This is a genomic window from Blautia sp. St.27G3 (genome assembly GCF_059728505.1).
Genome location: NZ_BAAGFO010000001.1, coordinates 1815197 through 1834607, shown reverse-complemented (window position 1 = coordinate 1834607; position 19411 = coordinate 1815197). Strand labels below are relative to the sequence as shown.

The following is a 19411-nucleotide window of genomic DNA, read 5'->3' as shown; positions in this document are numbered from 1 at the left end:
AACGGAGAAGCACCCGGCTCAAAAATTCTGTGGTGAAATTTCCGGTTCAGTGATAAAATAGATAGGACAGAATCCAATAGAAAAGGGGCGCGGATATGAAACTTATATTTTTGGGCGCAACACATGAGGTAACGGGTAGTTGTTTTTTGCTGGAGGCCTGTGGGAAGCGGGTTTTGATTGACTGCGGGATGGAGCAGGGACCAGACACGTATGAAAATATGCCGCTTCCGGTTAAGCCATCAGACATAGATATGGTGTTGTTGACGCATGCGCATATGGATCATTCAGGAAAGCTTCCGCTTCTTTATAAAGAAGGGTTTCACGGACAGGTTTTTGCGACAGCTGCTACTGCAGATTTGTGTGAAATTATGCTGCGGGACAGCGCGCACATTCAGATGTTTGAAGCAGAATGGAAAAACCGCAAAGGAAAAAGGGCTGGGCGGGAGGAGATAAAGCCGCTGTATGATATGGATGATGCCGTTGGTGTGCTGTCCTGTTTTGTGCGGTGTGAATATCAAAGAGAAGTGATAATTGCAGAAGGGATGCGGGTCCGGTTTGTTGATGCGGGGCATTTGCTTGGGTCTGCATCCATTGAGGTTTGGCTTCGAGAGAAGGAAACAGAGAAAAAGCTGGTGTTCTCCGGCGATATCGGGAACACAGATCAGCCGTTGATTCGGGACCCGGAGTACCCTGGGGACGCAGATTATGTGATTATGGAATCAACGTATGGTGACAGAAGCCATGAGAAACCGGCGGATTATGCGCAGGCTTTGGCGAATGTCATTCAGCGGACCTTTGACCGGGGCGGAAATGTTGTGGTTCCGTCGTTTGCAGTGGGTCGTACGCAGGAGCTGCTGTATTTTATCCGCCATATTAAGGAGAAAAAGCTGGTTCAGAATCATGATGATTTTGAAGTATGGGTGGACAGTCCGCTTGCGAATGAAGCGACCGGGATTTTTCGGGAGCATATGTGGAGTGATTTTGATGAGGAAGCCAGAGCGCTTTTGCAGCAGGGTATCAATCCGATTGGTTTTACAGGATTGAAAACCTCTGTCACAAGTGATGACTCCCGGCGTATTAATGAAGATTTTAAGCCGAAAGTGATTCTTTCAGCCAGCGGCATGTGTGATGCGGGCCGAATTAAGCATCATTTGAAGCACAATCTTTGGAGACCGGAGTCTACGATTCTTTTTGTCGGCTATCAGGCAGTCGGCACGCTGGGGCGTGCATTGCTGGAAGGTGCAAAAGAGGTTCGGCTATTTGGCGAAGAGATTGAGGTAAAGGCAGAGATCTGCCGCTTGCCTGGAATCAGTGGTCATGCAGACAATCAGGGGCTGATCAAGTGGATCTCTTCTTTTGAAAAAAAGCCGGCGAAGGTATTTGTTGTACACGGCGAAGATACGGTATGTGAGATTTTCAGGAACAGATTGCAGGATGAGCTGGGGCTCGACGCATATTGCCCTTATTCGGGAACAGAGTTTGATCTGGCGCTTGGCAGAATGATCAGAGAGCCGGAGCCGGTTCGTGTGAAAGCGAAGCCCGGGGTGACTGCGGCAGCGAAGGTGACAAAGACGTTTGCCAGATTGCTGGCTGCAGGACAGAGACTGATTGGTGTCATTCGGCAAAATGAAGGCGGGGCAAATCGCGATCTCGAAAAATTTACCAGGGAAATACACGATTTGTGTGATAAGTGGCAGCGGTGAGTGTTGTACCAAGGAAAGGAAGCAGAAAGAATGCAGGTCAGAAAAGGCAGGAATATCTGCCGTATTTTTATAGGGATTGCGGCTTTTGTGCTGATAGCAGTGGGGAGCCTTTCGCTTTCGGGCTGCGGTGTGGTGAAACGTGTGAAATATGAATTTTCCGGATCAGGTGAGGAAGGTTGGGATCATGCGGCGATCGAGAGCGGCATTGTAACCGGGGTGGAGGAATACTATTATGACCACCTTCCGGAGGAGCTGCATGAAGCGTACCGGGAAATTTATGTGCATGTAATGAAGAACGAGGATTCCGGAGATTTTCTGTCAAAGATCGGAGTAGATGATTTCTGGAGGGTGTATTATGGGATGCTGGCAGACCATCCGGAGATTTTCTGGATTGGAAGCAGTGCGCAGGTGCAGCAGTCGGGCATTACCGGCGATGTGGTCTCCTACAAACTGGAGATTATTGTACCGGTCGAGGCGCGCCAATCCATGCGCGAAAAGCTGGAAGCGGCTGCGGATGCGTGCATCAGTCAGATTCCTCCCGAGGCATCCACGTATGAAAAGATAAAATATGTATATGAGTATCTGATTGATACGGTGGAATACAGTTCACAGAGTGCAGACTCTCAGAGTATTCAAAGCGCGCTTCTGTATTATACTTCTGTTTGTGCCGGGTACTCCAAAGCATTTCAGTACATATTGCATCGAATGGGGCTGTTTTGTACTTATGTTACGGGACGGACGAAAAACGGCGGGGACCATGGCTGGAATATGGTACGAATTGACGATTTGTATTATTATGTTGATGTAACCTGGGGAGACCCGGTTTTTGCGAATCAGATGGATGGCCTGGATGCGGGACAGACGAAAAATTATAATTATCTGTGCTGTACGGAATATGATTTGTTTAAGACGCATGAGCCAGGAGATTCGATCGAGCTTCCGCCCTGCACTTCGGATGCGTATAATTATTATAAACGCAATGGCAGGTATTATGAGAATTATGATTATAATACGGTGTATGATGCGTTGATGAATTCTGTCTGGAACGCAGAGAGCAGTATTGTTATGAAATTTGGCAGCCAGGAGGCGTATGATTCGGCGCGGTATGAGTTGTTTGAAGGAAATCTGCTGGATGATCCGGGCCAGTACTTGATGGAAATAAACGGCGTAAATACCTGGAATTATCGTTACCATACAGATGATAATTTTTATCTGATAACAATTTACTGGTAGGGCTGTTAAAAAAAGCTGCCGCACAGAAAAAATACTGGATATGGTGTTTCCAAAAAGAAACAGCATCCTTAGCGGTATTTTCCCGGTGCGGCAGCTTTATTTTATGAATCATGCAAAGAGCGATATTATTTTTCTTCGAGAGCCTGCTTCAGAGCTTTTGCAAGCTGATCCGGGCAGGATGTGGGGCGTACGCCGCAGCGTATTCCTTCGAGACGGGAGATGGCTTCCGGTACGGTCATGCCTTCTGTAAGCCGGGCAACGCCCTGGGTATTGCCGGAGCATCCACCGATAAATTCTACGTGTTTGATTGTATCTCCATCCAGCTCAAAGTGGATTTCCTGTGAGCAGACGCCGCGTGTTTTGTATACTGTCATGAAATGATCCTCCTGTGTTTATTAAAAATGCAGTAAATACGGAACAAGCTACGTTCCCTGTTTTCAGCAAGTATATCGTTTTTTCATAACAGAATCAATAGAAATTTCTTCTTATTTTATACAAATATAGAAATAAGTTTTTTGAAAAAGTTGTGAGGACGAGACAGAGAAACCAAAGTTCGGTATGGAAACAGTTCGTGACAAATGAGCCGGAAACTGATACAGTACGAAGATGAGGAAATATTATAGCAAATGGCTATAATCCGATATAATATATTATATAAGGAAGGTACAGGTGATGCATATGAGAAAAACAGGAATTATCGGCGCAATGGAGATTGAGGTAGAGGGACTGAAAAAGAGTATGGAGATTCAGCGTGAGGTTCAAAAAGCAGGCATGGAGTTCTGCGAGGGCCTTTTGCATGGTTGTCCGGTGGTAGTGGTGCGAAGCGGCATTGGCAAAGTGAATGCGGCGATCTGTACACAGATTCTGATTGATGAATTTCAGGTGGAGGCGGTGATCAACACAGGGATTGCAGGATCGCTGGATGCGCGCATTGATATCGGGGATATCGTGATTTCCACGGATTTGGTACAGCATGATGTGGATGCGGTGAATTTTGGTTATGAACCGGGACAGATTCCGCAGATGGATGTGTTTTCTTTTGCAGCAGATGAAGCATTGTCGGCCCTGGCAGAAAAGGTGTGCCGTGAGGTGAACCCGGATATTTCGGTATTCTGCGGACGCGTGGTAAGTGGAGATCAGTTTGTGGCAGATAAGGCAGTTAAGGAACGCATCAGCGGATTGTTCCATGGGTTATGTACGGAGATGGAAGGTGCGGCCATTGCACAGGCGGCGTATCTGAATGAGATCCCTTTTGTGGTGATTCGCGCAATTTCGGATAAGGCCGATGAAAGTGCCTCGGAGGATTATCCGACATTTGAGCGAAAGGCGGCGCAGCATTGTATGCGGCTGGTGGAAGAACTGGTACAGAAATAATCTTCATATAAGAGGAATGGAGTAGATGTACTTCATTCTTTTTTTTCTGTCCGGCGGAGATTTATTTTCCCCTTGAGAATCGTCGGTTTTGGCGCGAATTTGTCGAACGATTTCGCTTTGCAAATGAATTTTTTCCGGCTATAATGGCGATACTTGAGCGATTGCGGCGACAGGCGCCGTCGTGGACGCGAAATGTGTCCGTCCGAAATCAGAGAGATTTTGGGTTGCAGTGCTCAGAGATAATTAAAAAGGGGGATTCCATATGTTAAAGTTCATCATGGAACAAAATCTATTACTTTATGTACTAGGAGCAGCGTGTATTGTAGGCGTGGCAAGTCAAATGATTCTGAAACAGATTTACGACAGAATGATCAGAGATACGAAGAATACTGGTGAGGCTAACGGAAGATTTTTACAGCAATTAAGACAACGGTTTCAATATTGTTCGCATTTGAATGAAAAAGTTGGTGATGTACAAGCACTGATTCAAAAGGCACTGATCGAGTATCGGTACTGGGGTATGAGCCTGCACCGCTGGAAACGGTTTGGAGCGTACTGTCTTGTTGTGAGTTTACTGTGCGCGGCATACGGCAGTGTCTATGTAGTGCGTGGCAGCGGCCAGCTTTTGAATGGCAACCTGTATTTCTGGATGGGTGCTCTGGCAGTGGGACTGACAGCTGCTGCATATGGAATTGCAGATACGGGATACCGGAAAGAATGTCTGGAAATCCGACTTACTGATTATCTGGAAAACAGCGGTGCAGTTCGTGATTACAGCGAGAATCCGGAAGAAGCAATGGAAACATTCGATGAAACAAAGATGTCAGGCGTGACTGTGACCCCGATTGTTCCGGTGGCAGCGGGACGCAAGGCTAAAAAACGTGCCCGTGCAGAGCGTGCTGCAGCAGCACAAACCAGGGCACAAAAGGAGAAGAGCGATTTGAAAGAGAACCTGGCCCGTTTAAAAGCAGGAATGCAAGAGACAGCGGCGGAACGGGACCGGGAAAAGAATTTGGAGCTGCTGCGGCAAATGGACCCGAAAGAACAGGAACGGATTTTACGGGAGGTGCTGCAAGGGATTCTTTCTTAAACGTATGGATTCCAGGAAGGTTAAAGTTTTCATTTTGGGGACAAACTGAGATGAAGCTTTTCAAGCGGATTTTGAATCAGATCTTCTGGAATATCATGGAATTATGGCTTGCGCAAGACAGGCAGGTCTGATAAAATGAGAAAAGAATTTGGCCGGGCATCTGCTGCCCGGGCTGAATTTACAAATAAATACGAATAGGAGATGTGGTTATGGGCAATAAAGTGACATTTGATTATTCAAAAGCATCCTGCTTTATTTCAGAGGCAGAGGTTGCGTCGATGGCGAAGATCGCTTCCGACGCAAAAGAGGTGCTGGTGTCCAGATCGGGAGCAGGCAATGACTTTCTTGGATGGATTGACCTTCCGGTAGATTATGACAAAGAGGAATTTGCCAGGATTAAAAAGGCGGCTGAGAAGATCAAAAGTGATAGTGAAGTGCTTTTGGTCATTGGTATCGGCGGTTCCTATCTGGGAGCAAGAGCTGCGATCGAGTTCCTGCGCCACAGCTTTTACAATATGGTGTCAAAGGAAATTCGCAAGACACCGGAAATCTATTTTGTTGGAAACAGCATCAGCAGCACGTATGTGAAGCATCTGATGGATGTGATCGGGGACAGGGATTTCTCTGTGAATATCATTTCAAAATCAGGTACCACGACAGAGCCTGCCATTGCATTCCGTATTTTCAAGGAAATGCTGGAAAAGAAGTATGGAAAGGCAGAGGCTGCTAAGAGAATTTATGCGACAACTGACAAAGCAAGGGGAGCACTGAAAAACCTCGCAACAGAGGAGGGCTACGAAAGCTTTGTTGTTCCGGATGATGTTGGCGGACGTTTTTCTGTGCTTACAGCAGTAGGATTGCTTCCGATTGCAGTGTCCGGAGCGGATATTGACAAGCTGATGGAGGGCGCAGCGTCCGGAAGAAAGCGCGCACTGGAAGCTGATTTTGCAGAAAATGATGCTCTCAAATATGCAGCAGTCAGAAATATTCTGCTCAGAAAAGGCAAGGATATTGAGGTCCTGGCAAATTATGAGCCGAGCCTGCACTATGTTTCTGAATGGTGGAAGCAGTTATACGGCGAAAGTGAAGGAAAAGACCAGAGGGGAATTTTCCCGGCGTCTGTAGATTTGACTACAGATCTTCATTCTATGGGTCAGTTTATCCAGGACGGCAGCCGTATCCTCTTCGAGACAGTTTTAAATGTGGAAGAAGCAAAGTGCGAGATCACGATCAACGAAGAGCCGGTTGACCTTGATGGCCTGAACTATCTGGCAGGTAAAACGATGGATTTTGTGAACAAAAATGCGATGAATGGAACCATTCTTGCGCATACGGACGGCAATGTTCCGAATCTGACGGTCAATATTCCGAAACAGGACGAGTTCTTCCTTGGGGAGCTGTTCTATTTCTTCGAGTTTGCATGCGGCGTGAGCGGTTATATTTTGGGCGTGAATCCGTTCAACCAGCCGGGCGTTGAGGGGTATAAAAAGAATATGTTTGCGCTTCTTGGAAAGCCGGGCTATGAGGCAGAAAGAGAAGCACTGTTGAAGAGACTGTAAAACCGGACCCGGATGACCGATACAAAATAAAAGGCGACTTTTTTGTAGAAGCCTTCACTTTGTATTGGTCCTCCGGGTTTGATTTATTCTTACTTTAAAGAATTTTGCGGTTGCCAAATAGAACAGAGGTCAGAAAGGAGATACAGATGAGAATAGTTTTTCTTGAGGCAGAGACCCTTGGAGATGATATGCGGTTTGACCGCTTTTTTGAGCTGGGAGAGGTGGAAGTTTACGGCAAAACAGACGTGTCAATGGTAGCGGAACGTATTGCGCAGGCAGACGCAGTGATTGCGAATAAGCTGCCAATGAATGAATCCACATTGAAAGACGCAAAGTTTTTAAAATACATTGGCGTAACAGCGACGGGTACTAACAATATAGATTTTGATTATGCACGGAAGCGCGGCATTATGGTGACGAATGTGGCCGGATATTCGACCGATGTCGTGGCGCAGCATACGTTTGCGATGGTACTTTATCTCCTGGAGCATCTGCGCTATTATGATGATTATGTAAAGTCTGGAGATTACTGTAAATGTAAGTCATTTTGCCATATGGACCGCCGGTTCAGTGAGCTGGCAGGAAAAACATGGGGAATCATCGGTCTTGGCGCAATCGGGAAGCGTGTGGCACAGATTGCGCAGGTCTTTGGCTGCCGCGTGATCTACTGTTCACCGTCCGGCAAGAATCAGAACACCGAATACAAACAGGTAGATTTTGACACGCTGCTGGAGACTTCAGACATTGTTTCAGTACATACGCCTCTGAGTGAAAAAACGCATCACATGATGGATTATGATGCATTTTGCAAGATGAAAGAAAGTGCCATTTTTATTAATGTGGCCCGCGGACCGATTGTGGACGAGAAAGATCTGGCAAAAGCAATTCACAAAGGAAAAATTGCAGCTGCGGGTCTTGATGTACTTGAACAGGAGCCAATGGATAAGGATTGTCCGCTGCGTAAGCTGGAAGAGAGTGACCGGCTGCTGATTACACCTCATATCGCATGGGCAGCCGTGGAGGCAAGGACAAGACTGCTGGATGAGGTATGGCTGAACCTGAACGCATACATCCAAGGAGAAGAGAGAAACGTATGCCGAAAGTAAAGAAAGACGCGCAGGGCGAGAATGGGCAGGATGCCAGGACAGAGGAAGCGCCGGCTAACGCGAAAACAGGCTGTACAGTTCAAAAAGCAGGCAGATTCTTGGGCGCAGGCGTCATTGTTTTTTTGCTGATCTGGTACTGCCTGCACCCGGATTATTATGGAGGCAAGGGTTTTGGCGCTCTGTTTACAAATGCCAGAACGTATGCCATGATTGTGGGAGCTTCTGTTTTGCTGGCAGTGGTTTTGATTCCAAACCGGCTTCCGGAAGAGATTAACCGAAGGGTCGGCTTTGCCTGGCTTTTTCTATCGCCGTTTGTCATTTATTTTTCACTGCTGTATCTGAATGCAGTAAAATTCTCGATACATTTTACAAAACTGAATAAAATTGCGGTGCTTTTTACGTTTTGGTTTCTGTACCTCGTTGTGTTTTTCCTTGTTGTACTGACCGGGAGCGTCCGGGTGTCTGTGAGTGTGGTACAGACGGCAGTTGCGGTTCTGGGAATTGTGAACTGTTTTGTGATTGGCTTTCGCGGAATGGCGCTGTCTGCCGGAGATCTGTTTTCGCTCAAAACAGCGCTGACCGTGGCTTCGAGCTATGAATATGAGATTGACTGGTATGTGTTTGCAGAGGTTTGTCTGACCGTGGCTGTCTGTCTGCTTAGCTGCAAGCTTCGTAGTTTCCGTTTGTTTTCCTGGAAGATACGAATGGCAGTATCTGGCGTGTGGCTGGTGCTGGCAGGGACATTTTATCATATATGCTGCCGCACGGATTTTCTGGAACAGCATGATATCCGCTCAGAGGGCTTCACACATCAGCTTCGGTATAAAGAATATGATATGCTGTTTACGACGCTATGCACCGGTTTTTATCTCGCAGTCGATAAGCCCGAAGGATATTCGGTACAGAAAGTAAATGAGATTGCCAGGCCGTATCTTTCCGGGAGTGAGGAGAATTCCGACTATGAGACGCCAAATCTGATTGTGATTATGAATGAGTCATTTGTCGATTATACGCAGATCGGAAAGGGGCTTGAACTGTCAGACGATTGCATGCCGTTTATCCGCAGCCTGACAGAGAATACGATTAAGGGCAATGCGTACGCATCCATTTTTGGGGGCAATACGCCAAATTCAGAGTATGAATTTCTGACCGGGAATACAATGGGATTTTTGCCTCCGTCTTCTGTCGGATTTCATCTCTTTGTGCGGGGCGAGATGCCGTCGCTGGTTTCGGAGTATAAAGCAGCAGGGTATCATACGCTGGCTATGCATCCGTACCGTGGGACAAATTATCGCAGAAATATCGTCTATCCGCAGCTTGGCTTTGACACGTATTATGCGCGGGTGGATTTTCCGCATCCGTACTATATCCGGAAATATATTTCAGATCAGACGCTTGTGGAACGGATTATCGAGGAATATGAAAAGAACCGCGACACGGGCAAGCCGTTGCTTTCCTATAATGTGACAGTGCAGAATCACGGAGGTTACGTCAAATCAAACGTGAAGAATCTTGACACCTCCATTCAGGTTCTGACGCCAGGCGTGAACAAGACGCGTACACAGATTCATACCAACCTGATCAAAGCGTCCGACAAGGCGTTTCAGAATCTGGTAGAATACTTTTCAGGGCAGGAAGCGCCGACCGTGATTTTAATGTTCGGCGATCATCAGGCGAATCTGGGTGAAAACACGTATGAGTATTTGATTGGAAAAGAAGAGGAGCTGACGGCCGAAGAACAGATGGAGAAATATAAAGTTCCATTCGTCGCCTGGGCCAACTATGATATCCAGGAAGAGACAATAGAGCGGACCAGTCTGAATTATCTGTACAGCATTCTGGCAGAGCGTTTGGATTTGCCGATGACAGGTTATCAGAAGTATCTGCTCGAACTGAGCAGTGAAATTCCAGTGCTGACGGCAGGCGGGTACTGGACTGCGGACGGGGATTTTTATGCTCTGGATGATGAGACGTCTCCGTATTTTGAAAAGATAAATGAGTACCATATACTCGAATACAATTATATTTTCGGGAAGGACAAGCGCTGCATGGAGCTTTTCTCGTTTTCACAGTAGCAGTGGCAGTTTTGCATATTAAAAAGGGGACCGGGCGTCAGCGCTCGATCCCCTTTCTTGCAGCCATTCCCTGATCAAAAGGATGCTTTTTTTTGCAGATTTCTGATACGTAATCAGCAGCGTCAATCAATGCCTGATCCGGTCCCTGTCCGGTCAGGATAACTTCAAGATGCGGCGGCTTGTTTTTCAAAAAATCGAGAAGAAGCGTTTCATGAAAAAGTCCGGCGCGGATGGTATAAATGATTTCGTCGAGAAAAAGGACGTCAAAGCGCTCCTCTTTGGCTTTCTGTGTTACCATTTGAAACTGTTTCTCATAAAAAGCACGGTGCTGCTCTTTTTCTTCCGGCGACATCTGAAAACTGAATTTTTCCTGTGTAAGACCGTCGACAAAGGTAATATTTTCTGAAAGCTCCAGCAGATGACGTTCGCTGGTGGAATTATCCTTCATGAACTGATAGATCAGAACACGGTACCCGTATCCGGCAGCCCGGGCGCACAGTCCCATTCCTGTAGTGGTTTTGCCTTTCCCGTCACCGCAGTAGATATGAATCAGACCAGTCTGTTTTTTTCCTTCCATTTGTTTCACCCCGTTTTATATATGCTGTTTTTATTATGCAGGATAAAAAGAAGCACTGTCAACCGTCAGAGTGCAAAAATGGAGGGAAAAGGGAGAAGAAAACAGAAAAAAGAGATGTGAAACAAAAGGTTTTATGGTATTATGGTGGGGACATATGATTTGAAGGATTGTGGGGATACTATATGAAAGATACGTGGAATAGATTAAAAGAAAATTATGGTAAAAATCTGCCGGAGATTGCGCTTATGTGTGTATTCGTCTGCGCTTCTCTGGCGCTCAATGCATCTGAAATAGCAGACAGTTCAAAGGCGGTGTTTGGCCGGAACGTAAACAGGCCGGAGGGGGAAAGACAAGCCGGGGAATCCGGGACAGAGCGTTTGCGTGCGGAAGGGCTTGAAACGGAGAGCCTGTCCGTGGAAGCAACTGGACGGAAGGACTCATCTGGCGAAGAAACGGAAATGAACGGTTTGCCTGCCGGAGAAATGATAGAAGAACCGGATCGTGGCAGACAGAACGATTCAGAATTTGAAGAAGAGGCAGAAGGGAAGCTGGAGGAAACGACGTCGATCAGCCGTTTGTACGATCTTGTGGATTTTAATGTACTGGAGCAATGTCCGCCTGTTTATCCGCCCAGGTATTACAATCTGCTTCAGCCGCAGACGATACAGAAAATACCGGGACCGGATGGACTTGTGGAATATTATGGGGATAAGAATCCGGCAAGAAATTTTTCACTGCTTCAGAAGATGCTGGAAAACAGAATTGCAGAATTTGACGGGGATTGGTCAGTCTATGTAAAAAATCTGAGCACACAGGAAAGTCTTACGGTGAATGACCGCCCGATGAAGTCTGCCAGTGTGATGAAACTGTTCATCATGGGGGCTGTATACCGCGCGATGGAAGCAGGTGAACTGGAACGAACGGACGAGGTGATAGCGCTTCTGGACAATATGGTCAGAGTCAGCGATAATGATTCTTCTAACCAGCTCTTATATATGCTTGGAAATTCCAGCTATGAAGCCGGGATTCAGGAAGTGAATGATTTTATCGCAGAATACGGATTCAGCGATCTGACGATTGAGTATAATGGTTTTAACAGCGAAGAGACGCTGTTGGAGGAGAAGAAATTCAATCAGGTGACTGCGGAGGATTGCGGAAAGCTTTTGGAGGATATTTATCATCGGAACTGGGTAAATCGCAAGGTCAGCAGCGAGATTGAAAATATGCTTCTGGGACAGACAACCCGGTATAAAATTCCCGCCGGACTGCCGGAGGGTGTGCTCTGCGGAAACAAGACAGGAGAGATGGACACAACGGAAAATGATGCGGCGATTGTCTATGCTGAGCATTGTGATTACATACTGGTTGTTCTCTCAAGCGACTGGTCAGACGGGAATGCCGCCATTTCCGAAATTGTTTCAATATCAGAGCTGGTTTATGAGTTTTTAAACGAATGATCGTGTGACCATAAAAAGGACAGATAAAAGGTGTGATGATGAAAAGATAAGGAGGAGAGCCATGTTTCGTTTGTGGGGAAAAATCTGGAAGGACAGCCGTCTGGAGCGTGATACCGTATACGAAGAGGCGAGCGATGATACGCGCACGCACAAAATTTTTCGCGGGCTTGAGGAAATTTGCCGGGAGTTTGACCTGGGAAAGCCAATCTGGCTGGATTTGACGGTGACAGAATTTCAAAGACACAGCAAGGCCAGATTTTACCAGGACAGTTTTATTGAAGAGATTGGATTTGATTATCTGGAAATACAGGTGCTCGAAGAGGGCTGATCCATAAAAAGGGGGCATTCGGGTGCAAAAAAAGCCGTTTGTCCCTAACATGAGGAGTGCCCCCGGCGTCTGGTACACCGGAGGCTATTATGAAAAAATTTATCAAATTGGATTTGAGAATATCTCTCAAAAACTGATTATACTATAACAGTCATTTGTGAACAAAGTATGAACGAATGATAAATAATTAGTGAAAATAGTACAAAAGAAAATAGGAAATACTAAGAAGATTGTCGTATATGCACATATAAAATGCGGCGCTACCGAAAATGATATTGACAGATAAGTCAAGAAATTGGCAGTTTCAGAGAGAAAATTAGTTTTTTTATTTAATAACCATATAAAACAGGAGGAGCATAGAATGAGTCATATACCAACACCACATATAGAGGCAAAGGCAGGAGATTTTGCAAAGACGGTTTTGATGCCGGGGGACCCGCTCCGGTCGAAGCATATTGCGGAGACATTTTTGGAGGATGCAGTTCTGGTAAATAATGTCCGCGGCGTAAACGGATACACTGGTACGTGGAAAGGCAAACGGGTTTCTGTTATGGCAAGCGGTATGGGAATGCCGGCGATCGGCATTTATTCCTATGAGCTGTTTCATTTTTATGATGTCGAAAATATTATCCGGATCGGTACGGCAGGAGCAATGAGCCAGGAACTGAAGATTCGGGATATTGTTTTGGGTATGGGCGCCTGCACGGATTCTGACTATGCAAAACAGTTTCAGCTCCCGGGCACGTTTGCGCCGATTGCATCGTATGAGCTGCTCGAAAAGGCAGTGAATGCGCTGAAAGCTAAGGGTAATGTGAATTATAAGGTCGGAAATCTCTACTCTTCCGATGTATTTTACAATGACAATGCGCGGACCACGGAACTGTGGCAGAAGATGGGCGTTCTGGCTGTTGAGATGGAGGCGGCGGCTCTCTATATGAATGCTGCGCGTTGCGGGAAAAACGCGCTGGCGATCTGTACAGTTTCCGACAATCTGGTGACTGGTGAGAAGACGACCTCGGCAGAACGTCAGTCGAGTTTCAGCGATATGGTCCGGATTGCACTGGAAATTGCTTAGATCGGAGGACGGAGCATGGAAAGGACGGCAGGAGAGCTGGTGAGACTGGCCTATGAAGCGCAGAAGCGTTCGTATTCTCCTTACTCGGGGTTTGCAACAGGCGCGGCGCTGGAAACGGCAGATGGTCAGATCTTCCTTGGGTGTAATGTCGAGAATGCGGCGTATTCTCCGACAAATTGTGCGGAACGGACCGCTTTTTTCAAGGCAGTATCCGAGGGAGCCCGCAGCTTTATGCGGATTGCGATTGTCGGGAACCGGGCAAACGAGGCGGGGAATTATTGTCCGCCCTGCGGCGTGTGCAGACAGGTGATGCGTGAATTTTGCGATCCGGAGCATTTTGAGGTTCTTTTGGCGAAGAGCCCGCAGGATTACCGGATAGTTCTGCTGAAAGATTTGCTGCCGGAAAGCTTTGGACCGGAACATCTGGAAGAAGTCTGATTTTGTAAAACGTTATGTGTTTTTTGCCGGGACAGACCGGGAAAAGGAGGATGGCTATGCGGATGTATGATTTGATTATGAAAAAGCGAAACGGCGGCGTGCTTTCGGAGGAAGAAATCCGAACATTGATTGACCGCTATACAAAAGGGGAGATTCCGGATTACCAGATGTCGGCTTTTTGTATGGCAGTATATTTTCAGGGAATGACGGACGAGGAGACCGCTGTTTTAACAGATGCGATGGCATGTTCTGGAGACCGGATGGATTTGTCCGAAATCCCGGGTGTGAAGGCAGATAAGCATTCGACTGGTGGTGTGGGCGATAAGACGACATTGATTGTGGCGCCGATTGTGGCGGCGTGCGGCTGTCATGTGGCAAAGATGTCTGGACGCGGACTGGGGCATACGGGCGGAACGATTGATAAGATGGAGTCGATTCCGGGTATACAGACGTCGCTGACAAGAGAGGCATTTATTCGAGTGGTAAAAGAGGCCGGCCTAGCCGTTACAGGGCAGTCCGGCAATATGACGCCTGCGGATAAAAAGCTGTACGCGCTGCGCGACGTTACCGCTACGGTGGAGAGTATTCCGCTGATTGCATCTTCGGTGATGAGTAAGAAGCTGGCAGCAGGCAGCGACTGTATTTTGTTGGATGTAAAGACGGGCAGCGGCGCTTTTATGAAAACCGTGGAGGAATCCGCGGCGCTTGCAGAAAAGATGGTGGCGATCGGAACACACAACGGCCGCAGGACGGCAGCTCTGATTACAAATATGGATGTTCCGCTTGGAAATCAGATTGGTAATTCGCTCGAGGTGGAGGAAGCCGTACAGGTACTTTCTCAGAAGGGGCCGCAGGATTTGACAGAGGTCTGTCTTGCGCTTGCAGCGGAAATGCTGTTTCTGGCAGGAAAAGGGGGACGGGAAGAATGTCTCGTACTTGCCCGAAATGCAATCACATCCGGGGAAGCGCTGGAACGTCTGGCGGCAATGGTGCGCTGTCAGGGCGGGGATGAGACGTATATCCGGCATCCGGAAAAGTTCGGAAGAGCGCCGTTTTTCATGGAAGTGAGGGCCGCATCAGCGGGGTATATTACAGGAATGAATACGGAGGGCATTGGCATTTCCGCTATGATGCTGGGCGCAGGACGCGAAACAAAGGAGAGCCCGATTGATTATCAGGCGGGAATGATTCTGAAGAAAAAGACGGGAGACAGGGTTGCAGCTGGAGAGGTCATCGGTGAATTGTTTACCTCGCAGGAGGAGCGGCTGGAGAAAGCAGGAAGGCATTTTCTGGAATCTGTGACAATTGCTTCAGCCATGCCGGAAAAGGAAAAGCTGATTTATGCGCGTGTGACAGAAGCAGGAATTGAGTATCTATGACGTACTGTGCGCTGCATTTTGGTTACAGGAAAGGTAGGGAGTATGGAGGCCAGAGAAAAACTGATTGAGATAGAAGCGAAAAAGGATGACGCAGGGCTGCCGGGGCCTGAGCATAAGCGTACGGTCTATGTGGTCGGGCACAAGAATCCGGATACAGATTCCATCTGTTCGGCGATCTCTTATGCGTACCTGAAGAATCAGACGTGCAGCGTGAATTCTTACGTTCCGGCCAGAGCCGGGCAGGTGAGCGCGGAGACACAGTATGTTCTGGAACGATTTCAGGTGGAAACACCGGCGTTTCTGGAAAATATCGGAACACGGGTAAAGGATATGGATATCCGAAAGGTGCCGGGGGTCAGCAGTGATATTTCTCTGAAAAATGCATGGGCGCTGATGACGACTCAGAATGTTTATACGCTGCCGATTACGAATGAGGAAAATCAGCTTCGTGGCCTTATCACGATCAATGATATTGCCAGATCCTACATGGAAGAATATGACAGTGCGATCGTGTCCGTGGCCAGGACACCGTACAAGAACATTCTGGAAACGCTGGATGCGGAGATGATTGTGGGTGATGAAACGGGATATTTTGAGAAAGGCAAGGTTGTGATTGCCGCGGCGAATCCGGATGTCATGGAAAACTATATTGAAGAGCATGATATGGTGGTTCTGGGGAATCGCTATGAGTCGCAGCTCTGCGCGATTGAAATGCAGGCAGGGTGTATCGTGGTCTGCCTTGGTTCTCCGGTATCACGGACGATCAGGCGGCTTGCGCAGGAGCGCAACTGTACGATCATTGTGACGCCGCTTGACACGTATGCCGTGGCACGATTGATTAATCAGAGTATGCCGGTTGAGTTTTTTATGCGAAAGGATAATCTCATGACGTTCTGGCTGTCGGACTATACGGAGTCCATCCGGGATATCATGTCGAAAAAGCGTTACCGTGATTTCCCGATTCAGGACCGGGCCGGAAAATACGTCGGCATGATCTCACGTCGGAACTTGCTGGGCGTGCACAAGCGAGGACTGATTCTGGTCGATCACAACGAGGTTTCTCAGGCAGTTGACAACGTACTGGATGCGGAGATTCTGGAAATTATTGATCACCACCGTCTTGGTTCTCTGGAAACCATGGCGCCGGTTTATTTCCGGAATCAGCCGGTAGGCTGTACGGCGACGATTGTCTATCAGATGTTCCGGGAGCAGGACGTGGAGATTCCGCCGCAGATAGCGGGGCTTCTGTGCAGCGCAATCATTTCTGACACGCTGGTGTTCCGTTCTCCGACCTGCACGTCCATGGATGTGAATGCAGCCAGAGATCTGGAAAAGATTGCAGGAATTGTGTGTGAGTCTTATGCAGAGAAAATGTTTGCGGCGGGCAGTGATTTAAAATCAAAGACCAATCGGGAAATTCTTTATCAGGATTTTAAGACGTTTGAATTTGGGGACTTGAATATCGGCATTGGCCAGATTACCTCCATGAACCAGGACGAGCTTGCGCATATCCGGGAGCGATTGATTCCGTATATTCGGGAGGTGTATGAAAAAGGAACGATGGACATGCTGTTTTTTATGCTGACCAATGTGATAAAAGAATCGTCTGAGCTGATCTGCTGTGGAAAAGATTCGAATGAGCTGGTTCAGGTGGCGTTTCGTCAGACCGTTACGGATGGATGCGTGCAGCTTCCCGGCGTGGTTTCGCGTAAAAAGCAGCTGGTTCCTGGGTTTATGATGGCAATCAGCCAGTTATAAAGGATGAGGAGGTATGTATGAGCAGAGAAGTCTGGAAGGCAGGGAACATGCTTTACCCGCTTCCGGCCGTGATGGTAAGCTGCCAGAGGCCGGAGGAAAAACCCAATATTATCACCGTGGCCTGGACCGGAACGATTTGCAGTTCCCCGGCAATGGTGTCTATTTCCGTGAGGCCAGAGCGGTATTCTTATGATATCATCCGTGAGACCGGAGAATTTGTGATTAACCTTACCACAGAAAAGCTGGCGCGTGCGACAGATTTCTGCGGGGTACGTTCCGGGCGGGATGTGGACAAGTTTGCACAGATGCATCTGACAGCCGGCAAATCAGCTTATGTAACGGCGCCTCTGATCGAGGAAAGTCCGGTTAACATTGAATGCCGCGTGGATAAGGTGCTGGAGCTTGGCTCGCATCATATGTTTGTGGCAGAGGTGCTGGGGGTCGACGTGGATGAGGCATTTTTGGATGAAAAGGGGAAATTTCAGCTAAATAAAGCGGGACTTATGGTATATTCACACGGAGAATATTTTGGTCTCGGCAAAAAGATTGGCAAATTCGGTTACAGTGTCCGAAAGAAAAAGTAGATGCAATCGAAGTTGGCAAAAGTGACGAAAACGTGACCAAACCGTTAATTTTTATTTACAAACAGGAAGTTTGTGGTATACTAAACCTGATTCACTTTTTTATTTTTATAGGAAGACTGCGGTTTTTGGATGAAAAGAGTTATGGTTTTCATGCGAGAGCAGATCTGTGGTGAGGGGAATAAAGCAGAGCTGCGATGCAAAAAAGTGGATTGTTTTTCGCAGGGTATGGGTATAAATAAACTTACAGAGGTGTCCTATGGAACAGTATATTATCAGGGGTGGCAATCCGCTGGTTGGTGAAGTGGAAATTGGCGGAGCAAAGAATGCGGCGCTCGGTATTCTTGCAGCTGCTATTATGACGGATGATACGGTACTGATTGAAAATCTTCCCGATGTTCGTGACATCAACGTCCTTCTTGAAGCGATGGAGAGTATCGGTGTGAAGGTGGACCGCATTTCGAGGCATGCAGCTTTGCTGAACAGCCAGCATGTCGGAGAAGTCAGCGTTGAATATGAATATATCAAAAAAATCCGCGCGTCCTATTATCTGATTGGCGCGCTGCTCGGCAAATACAAAAAGGCGGAGGTTCCTCTTCCGGGAGGATGTAACATCGGCAGCAGACCGATCGACCTTCACCTGAAAGGGTTTAAGGCGCTTGGCGCCAAGGTTTCTATCCGGAACGGATTTATTATTGCACAGGCAGATCATCTGCACGGCAGTCATATTTTCCTTGACACCGTTTCTGTGGGGGCGACGATCAATATCATGATGGCGGCTTCTATGGCGGATGGATATACGATTATTGAGAACTGCGCGAGGGAACCGCATGTCGTAGACGTTGCGAATTTCCTGAACAGTATGGGAGCCAATATCAAAGGTGCAGGTACGGATGTTATCCGTATCCGCGGTGTGCAGAAGCTTCACAAGACAGAGTACTCGATTATTCCGGATCAGATTGAGGCGGGGACCTTTATGTTTGCAGCCGCTGCGACAAAGGGTGATGTCATGGTAAAAAATGTCATTCCCAAGCATCTGGAGGCCACGACAGCAAAGCTCCTTGAGATTGGTTGCGAGGTGGAGGAGTTTGACAGTGCAGTTCGCGTTGTTGCATCCAAGAGACTGCACAGCACGAATGTCAAGACATTGCCGTACCCGGGCTATCCGACGGATATGCAGCCGCAGATTGGCGTGACGCTTGCACTTGCACAGGGCACGAGCATTGTGACGGAGAGTATTTTTGAAAATCGTTTTAAATATATGGATGAGCTGGCACGTATGGGAGCTGTTGTCCGTGTAGAAGGGAATACAGCGATCATCACCGGTGTGGAAAAGCTTTCCGCTGCCCGTGTCTGTGCTCCGGATCTCAGAGCAGGAGCGGCGCTCGTGATTGCAGCGCTTGCGGCAGAGGGTGTTTCGACGGTTGACGATATTATCTATATCCAGCGCGGTTATGAATGTTTCGAGGAAAAGCTCCGCGGTCTGGGAGCAGAGATCGAAAGGATAAACAGTGAAAAGGAAGCTCAGAAGTTTCTTCTGAGAATTGTGTAGCAGGTCAAAGGGGATATCGCAAAATGCGTGGGAAGCAGATACTTCGATGCATTTTCCGACGTCCCCTTACGTGTAAAAGGCAGAATCTGTCTGCTGGGCAATGCCTGCGCGGCAGTACTGTTTTCA

Annotated in this window: 17 protein-coding genes; 15 read left to right on the top strand and 2 right to left on the bottom strand. The window is 47.6% G+C overall.

Features of this window, described 5'->3' with window-relative positions; translation table 11 throughout:
* Positions 1-95 precede the first annotated feature (95 nt).
* Both AC6I2O_RS08520 and AC6I2O_RS08515 read left to right on the top strand, forming a co-directional pair.
* Complete coding sequence (locus AC6I2O_RS08520) at positions 96-1703, top strand: MBL fold metallo-hydrolase RNA specificity domain-containing protein (protein ID WP_120393469.1); 1608 nt, start codon at positions 96-98, stop codon at positions 1701-1703.
* Positions 1704-1733: 30 nt separating this feature from the next.
* On the top strand, positions 1734-2936 hold the full coding sequence (locus tag AC6I2O_RS08515; RefSeq protein WP_120393470.1) for a transglutaminase domain-containing protein: 1203 nt from the start codon (positions 1734-1736) through the stop codon (positions 2934-2936).
* Positions 2937-3061: 125 nt separating this feature from the next.
* Here the strand turns inward: AC6I2O_RS08515 and AC6I2O_RS08510 are convergent, their stop codons facing one another.
* Positions 3062-3310: a TIGR03905 family TSCPD domain-containing protein gene (locus AC6I2O_RS08510; RefSeq protein ID WP_120393471.1), complete on the bottom strand. Its 249-nt coding sequence runs from the start codon at positions 3308-3310 to the stop codon at positions 3062-3064.
* Between the two features lie 304 nt (positions 3311-3614).
* Here AC6I2O_RS08510 and AC6I2O_RS08505 point away from each other — a divergent pair, with 304 nt between their 5' ends.
* The 5 genes from AC6I2O_RS08505 to AC6I2O_RS08485 all read left to right on the top strand — a co-directional run bounded on the left by AC6I2O_RS08505 (position 3615) and on the right by AC6I2O_RS08485 (position 10140).
* Entirely contained in the window at positions 3615-4310 is a 696-nt protein-coding gene (locus tag AC6I2O_RS08505) for a 5'-methylthioadenosine/adenosylhomocysteine nucleosidase (protein WP_120393533.1), read from the top strand.
* A 262-nt stretch (positions 4311-4572) separates the two neighbouring features.
* The gene (locus tag AC6I2O_RS08500; protein WP_497742403.1) at positions 4573-5400 is read left to right on the top strand and encodes a hypothetical protein; all 828 of its coding nucleotides are present in this window, start codon (positions 4573-4575) and stop codon (positions 5398-5400) included.
* A 209-nt stretch (positions 5401-5609) separates the two neighbouring features.
* Complete coding sequence (locus tag AC6I2O_RS08495) at positions 5610-6959, top strand: glucose-6-phosphate isomerase (RefSeq protein ID WP_497742402.1); 1350 nt, start codon at positions 5610-5612, stop codon at positions 6957-6959.
* 146 nt (positions 6960-7105) lie between these two features.
* On the top strand, positions 7106-8065 hold the full coding sequence (locus AC6I2O_RS08490) for a D-2-hydroxyacid dehydrogenase (protein ID WP_497742401.1): 960 nt from the start codon (positions 7106-7108) through the stop codon (positions 8063-8065).
* Positions 8053-10140, top strand: coding sequence for an LTA synthase family protein (locus AC6I2O_RS08485; protein ID WP_497742400.1), 2088 nt, complete (start codon positions 8053-8055; stop codon positions 10138-10140). Before AC6I2O_RS08490 ends, AC6I2O_RS08485 begins: the two co-directional genes overlap by 13 nt.
* 37 nt (positions 10141-10177) lie before the next feature.
* Here the strand turns inward: AC6I2O_RS08485 and AC6I2O_RS08480 are convergent, their stop codons facing one another.
* Complete coding sequence (locus AC6I2O_RS08480) at positions 10178-10717, bottom strand: cob(I)yrinic acid a,c-diamide adenosyltransferase (RefSeq protein ID WP_497742399.1); 540 nt, start codon at positions 10715-10717, stop codon at positions 10178-10180.
* 182 nt (positions 10718-10899) lie between these two features.
* On the opposite strand from AC6I2O_RS08480, the gene AC6I2O_RS08475 reads away from it, so the two are divergent.
* The 8 genes from AC6I2O_RS08475 to murA all read left to right on the top strand — a co-directional run bounded on the left by AC6I2O_RS08475 (position 10900) and on the right by murA (position 19285).
* Positions 10900-12174 carry a serine hydrolase gene (locus AC6I2O_RS08475; RefSeq protein ID WP_497742398.1) on the top strand — a complete coding sequence of 425 codons (1275 nt, stop codon included), beginning with the start codon at positions 10900-10902 and terminating at the stop codon, positions 12172-12174.
* Between the two features lie 61 nt (positions 12175-12235).
* On the top strand, positions 12236-12502 hold the full coding sequence (locus AC6I2O_RS08470; protein ID WP_497742397.1) for a hypothetical protein: 267 nt from the start codon (positions 12236-12238) through the stop codon (positions 12500-12502).
* Positions 12503-12863: 361 nt separating this feature from the next.
* Complete coding sequence (gene deoD / locus AC6I2O_RS08465; RefSeq protein WP_120393479.1) at positions 12864-13577, top strand: purine-nucleoside phosphorylase; 714 nt, start codon at positions 12864-12866, stop codon at positions 13575-13577.
* Between the two features lie 15 nt (positions 13578-13592).
* Positions 13593-14015, top strand: a complete 423-nt coding sequence (gene cdd, locus AC6I2O_RS08460; protein WP_120393480.1) for a cytidine deaminase — start codon at positions 13593-13595, stop codon at positions 14013-14015.
* 56 nt (positions 14016-14071) lie between these two features.
* Entirely contained in the window at positions 14072-15394 is a 1323-nt protein-coding gene (locus tag AC6I2O_RS08455) for a pyrimidine-nucleoside phosphorylase (RefSeq protein WP_120393481.1), read from the top strand.
* 42 nt (positions 15395-15436) lie between these two features.
* A complete protein-coding gene (locus AC6I2O_RS08450) occupies positions 15437-17152 on the top strand; it encodes a putative manganese-dependent inorganic diphosphatase (RefSeq protein WP_497742396.1) in 1716 nt (571 codons plus the stop codon).
* 17 nt (positions 17153-17169) lie between these two features.
* Entirely contained in the window at positions 17170-17736 is a 567-nt protein-coding gene (locus AC6I2O_RS08445; protein ID WP_120393483.1) for a flavin reductase family protein, read from the top strand.
* A 256-nt stretch (positions 17737-17992) separates the two neighbouring features.
* Positions 17993-19285, top strand: a complete 1293-nt coding sequence (gene murA, locus AC6I2O_RS08440) for a UDP-N-acetylglucosamine 1-carboxyvinyltransferase (protein ID WP_120393484.1) — start codon at positions 17993-17995, stop codon at positions 19283-19285.
* Positions 19286-19411 lie beyond the last annotated feature (126 nt).

Excerpts from the sequence above, each read along its gene's own strand:
- cdd (WP_120393480.1), top strand. The coding sequence starts at position 13,593 with ATGGAAAGGACGGCAGGAGAGCTGGTGAGACTGGCCTATGAAGCGCAG.
- AC6I2O_RS08505 (WP_120393533.1), top strand. The coding sequence starts at position 3,615 with ATGAGAAAAACAGGAATTATCGGCGCAATGGAGATTGAGGTAGAGGGA.
- AC6I2O_RS08515 (WP_120393470.1), top strand. The coding sequence starts at position 1,734 with ATGCAGGTCAGAAAAGGCAGGAATATCTGCCGTATTTTTATAGGGATT.
- AC6I2O_RS08475 (WP_497742398.1), top strand. The coding sequence starts at position 10,900 with ATGAAAGATACGTGGAATAGATTAAAAGAAAATTATGGTAAAAATCTG.
- deoD (WP_120393479.1), top strand. The coding sequence starts at position 12,864 with ATGAGTCATATACCAACACCACATATAGAGGCAAAGGCAGGAGATTTT.
- AC6I2O_RS08520 (WP_120393469.1), top strand. The coding sequence starts at position 96 with ATGAAACTTATATTTTTGGGCGCAACACATGAGGTAACGGGTAGTTGT.
- AC6I2O_RS08480 (WP_497742399.1), bottom strand. The coding sequence starts at position 10,717 with ATGGAAGGAAAAAAACAGACTGGTCTGATTCATATCTACTGCGGTGAC.
- AC6I2O_RS08455 (WP_120393481.1), top strand. The coding sequence starts at position 14,072 with ATGCGGATGTATGATTTGATTATGAAAAAGCGAAACGGCGGCGTGCTT.
- AC6I2O_RS08510 (WP_120393471.1), bottom strand. The coding sequence starts at position 3,310 with ATGACAGTATACAAAACACGCGGCGTCTGCTCACAGGAAATCCACTTT.
- AC6I2O_RS08445 (WP_120393483.1), top strand. The coding sequence starts at position 17,170 with ATGAGCAGAGAAGTCTGGAAGGCAGGGAACATGCTTTACCCGCTTCCG.
- AC6I2O_RS08495 (WP_497742402.1), top strand. The coding sequence starts at position 5,610 with ATGGGCAATAAAGTGACATTTGATTATTCAAAAGCATCCTGCTTTATT.
- AC6I2O_RS08490 (WP_497742401.1), top strand. The coding sequence starts at position 7,106 with ATGAGAATAGTTTTTCTTGAGGCAGAGACCCTTGGAGATGATATGCGG.
- murA (WP_120393484.1), top strand. The coding sequence starts at position 17,993 with ATGGAACAGTATATTATCAGGGGTGGCAATCCGCTGGTTGGTGAAGTG.
- AC6I2O_RS08500 (WP_497742403.1), top strand. The coding sequence starts at position 4,573 with ATGTTAAAGTTCATCATGGAACAAAATCTATTACTTTATGTACTAGGA.
- AC6I2O_RS08470 (WP_497742397.1), top strand. The coding sequence starts at position 12,236 with ATGTTTCGTTTGTGGGGAAAAATCTGGAAGGACAGCCGTCTGGAGCGT.
- AC6I2O_RS08450 (WP_497742396.1), top strand. The coding sequence starts at position 15,437 with ATGGAGGCCAGAGAAAAACTGATTGAGATAGAAGCGAAAAAGGATGAC.
- AC6I2O_RS08485 (WP_497742400.1), top strand. The coding sequence starts at position 8,053 with ATGCCGAAAGTAAAGAAAGACGCGCAGGGCGAGAATGGGCAGGATGCC.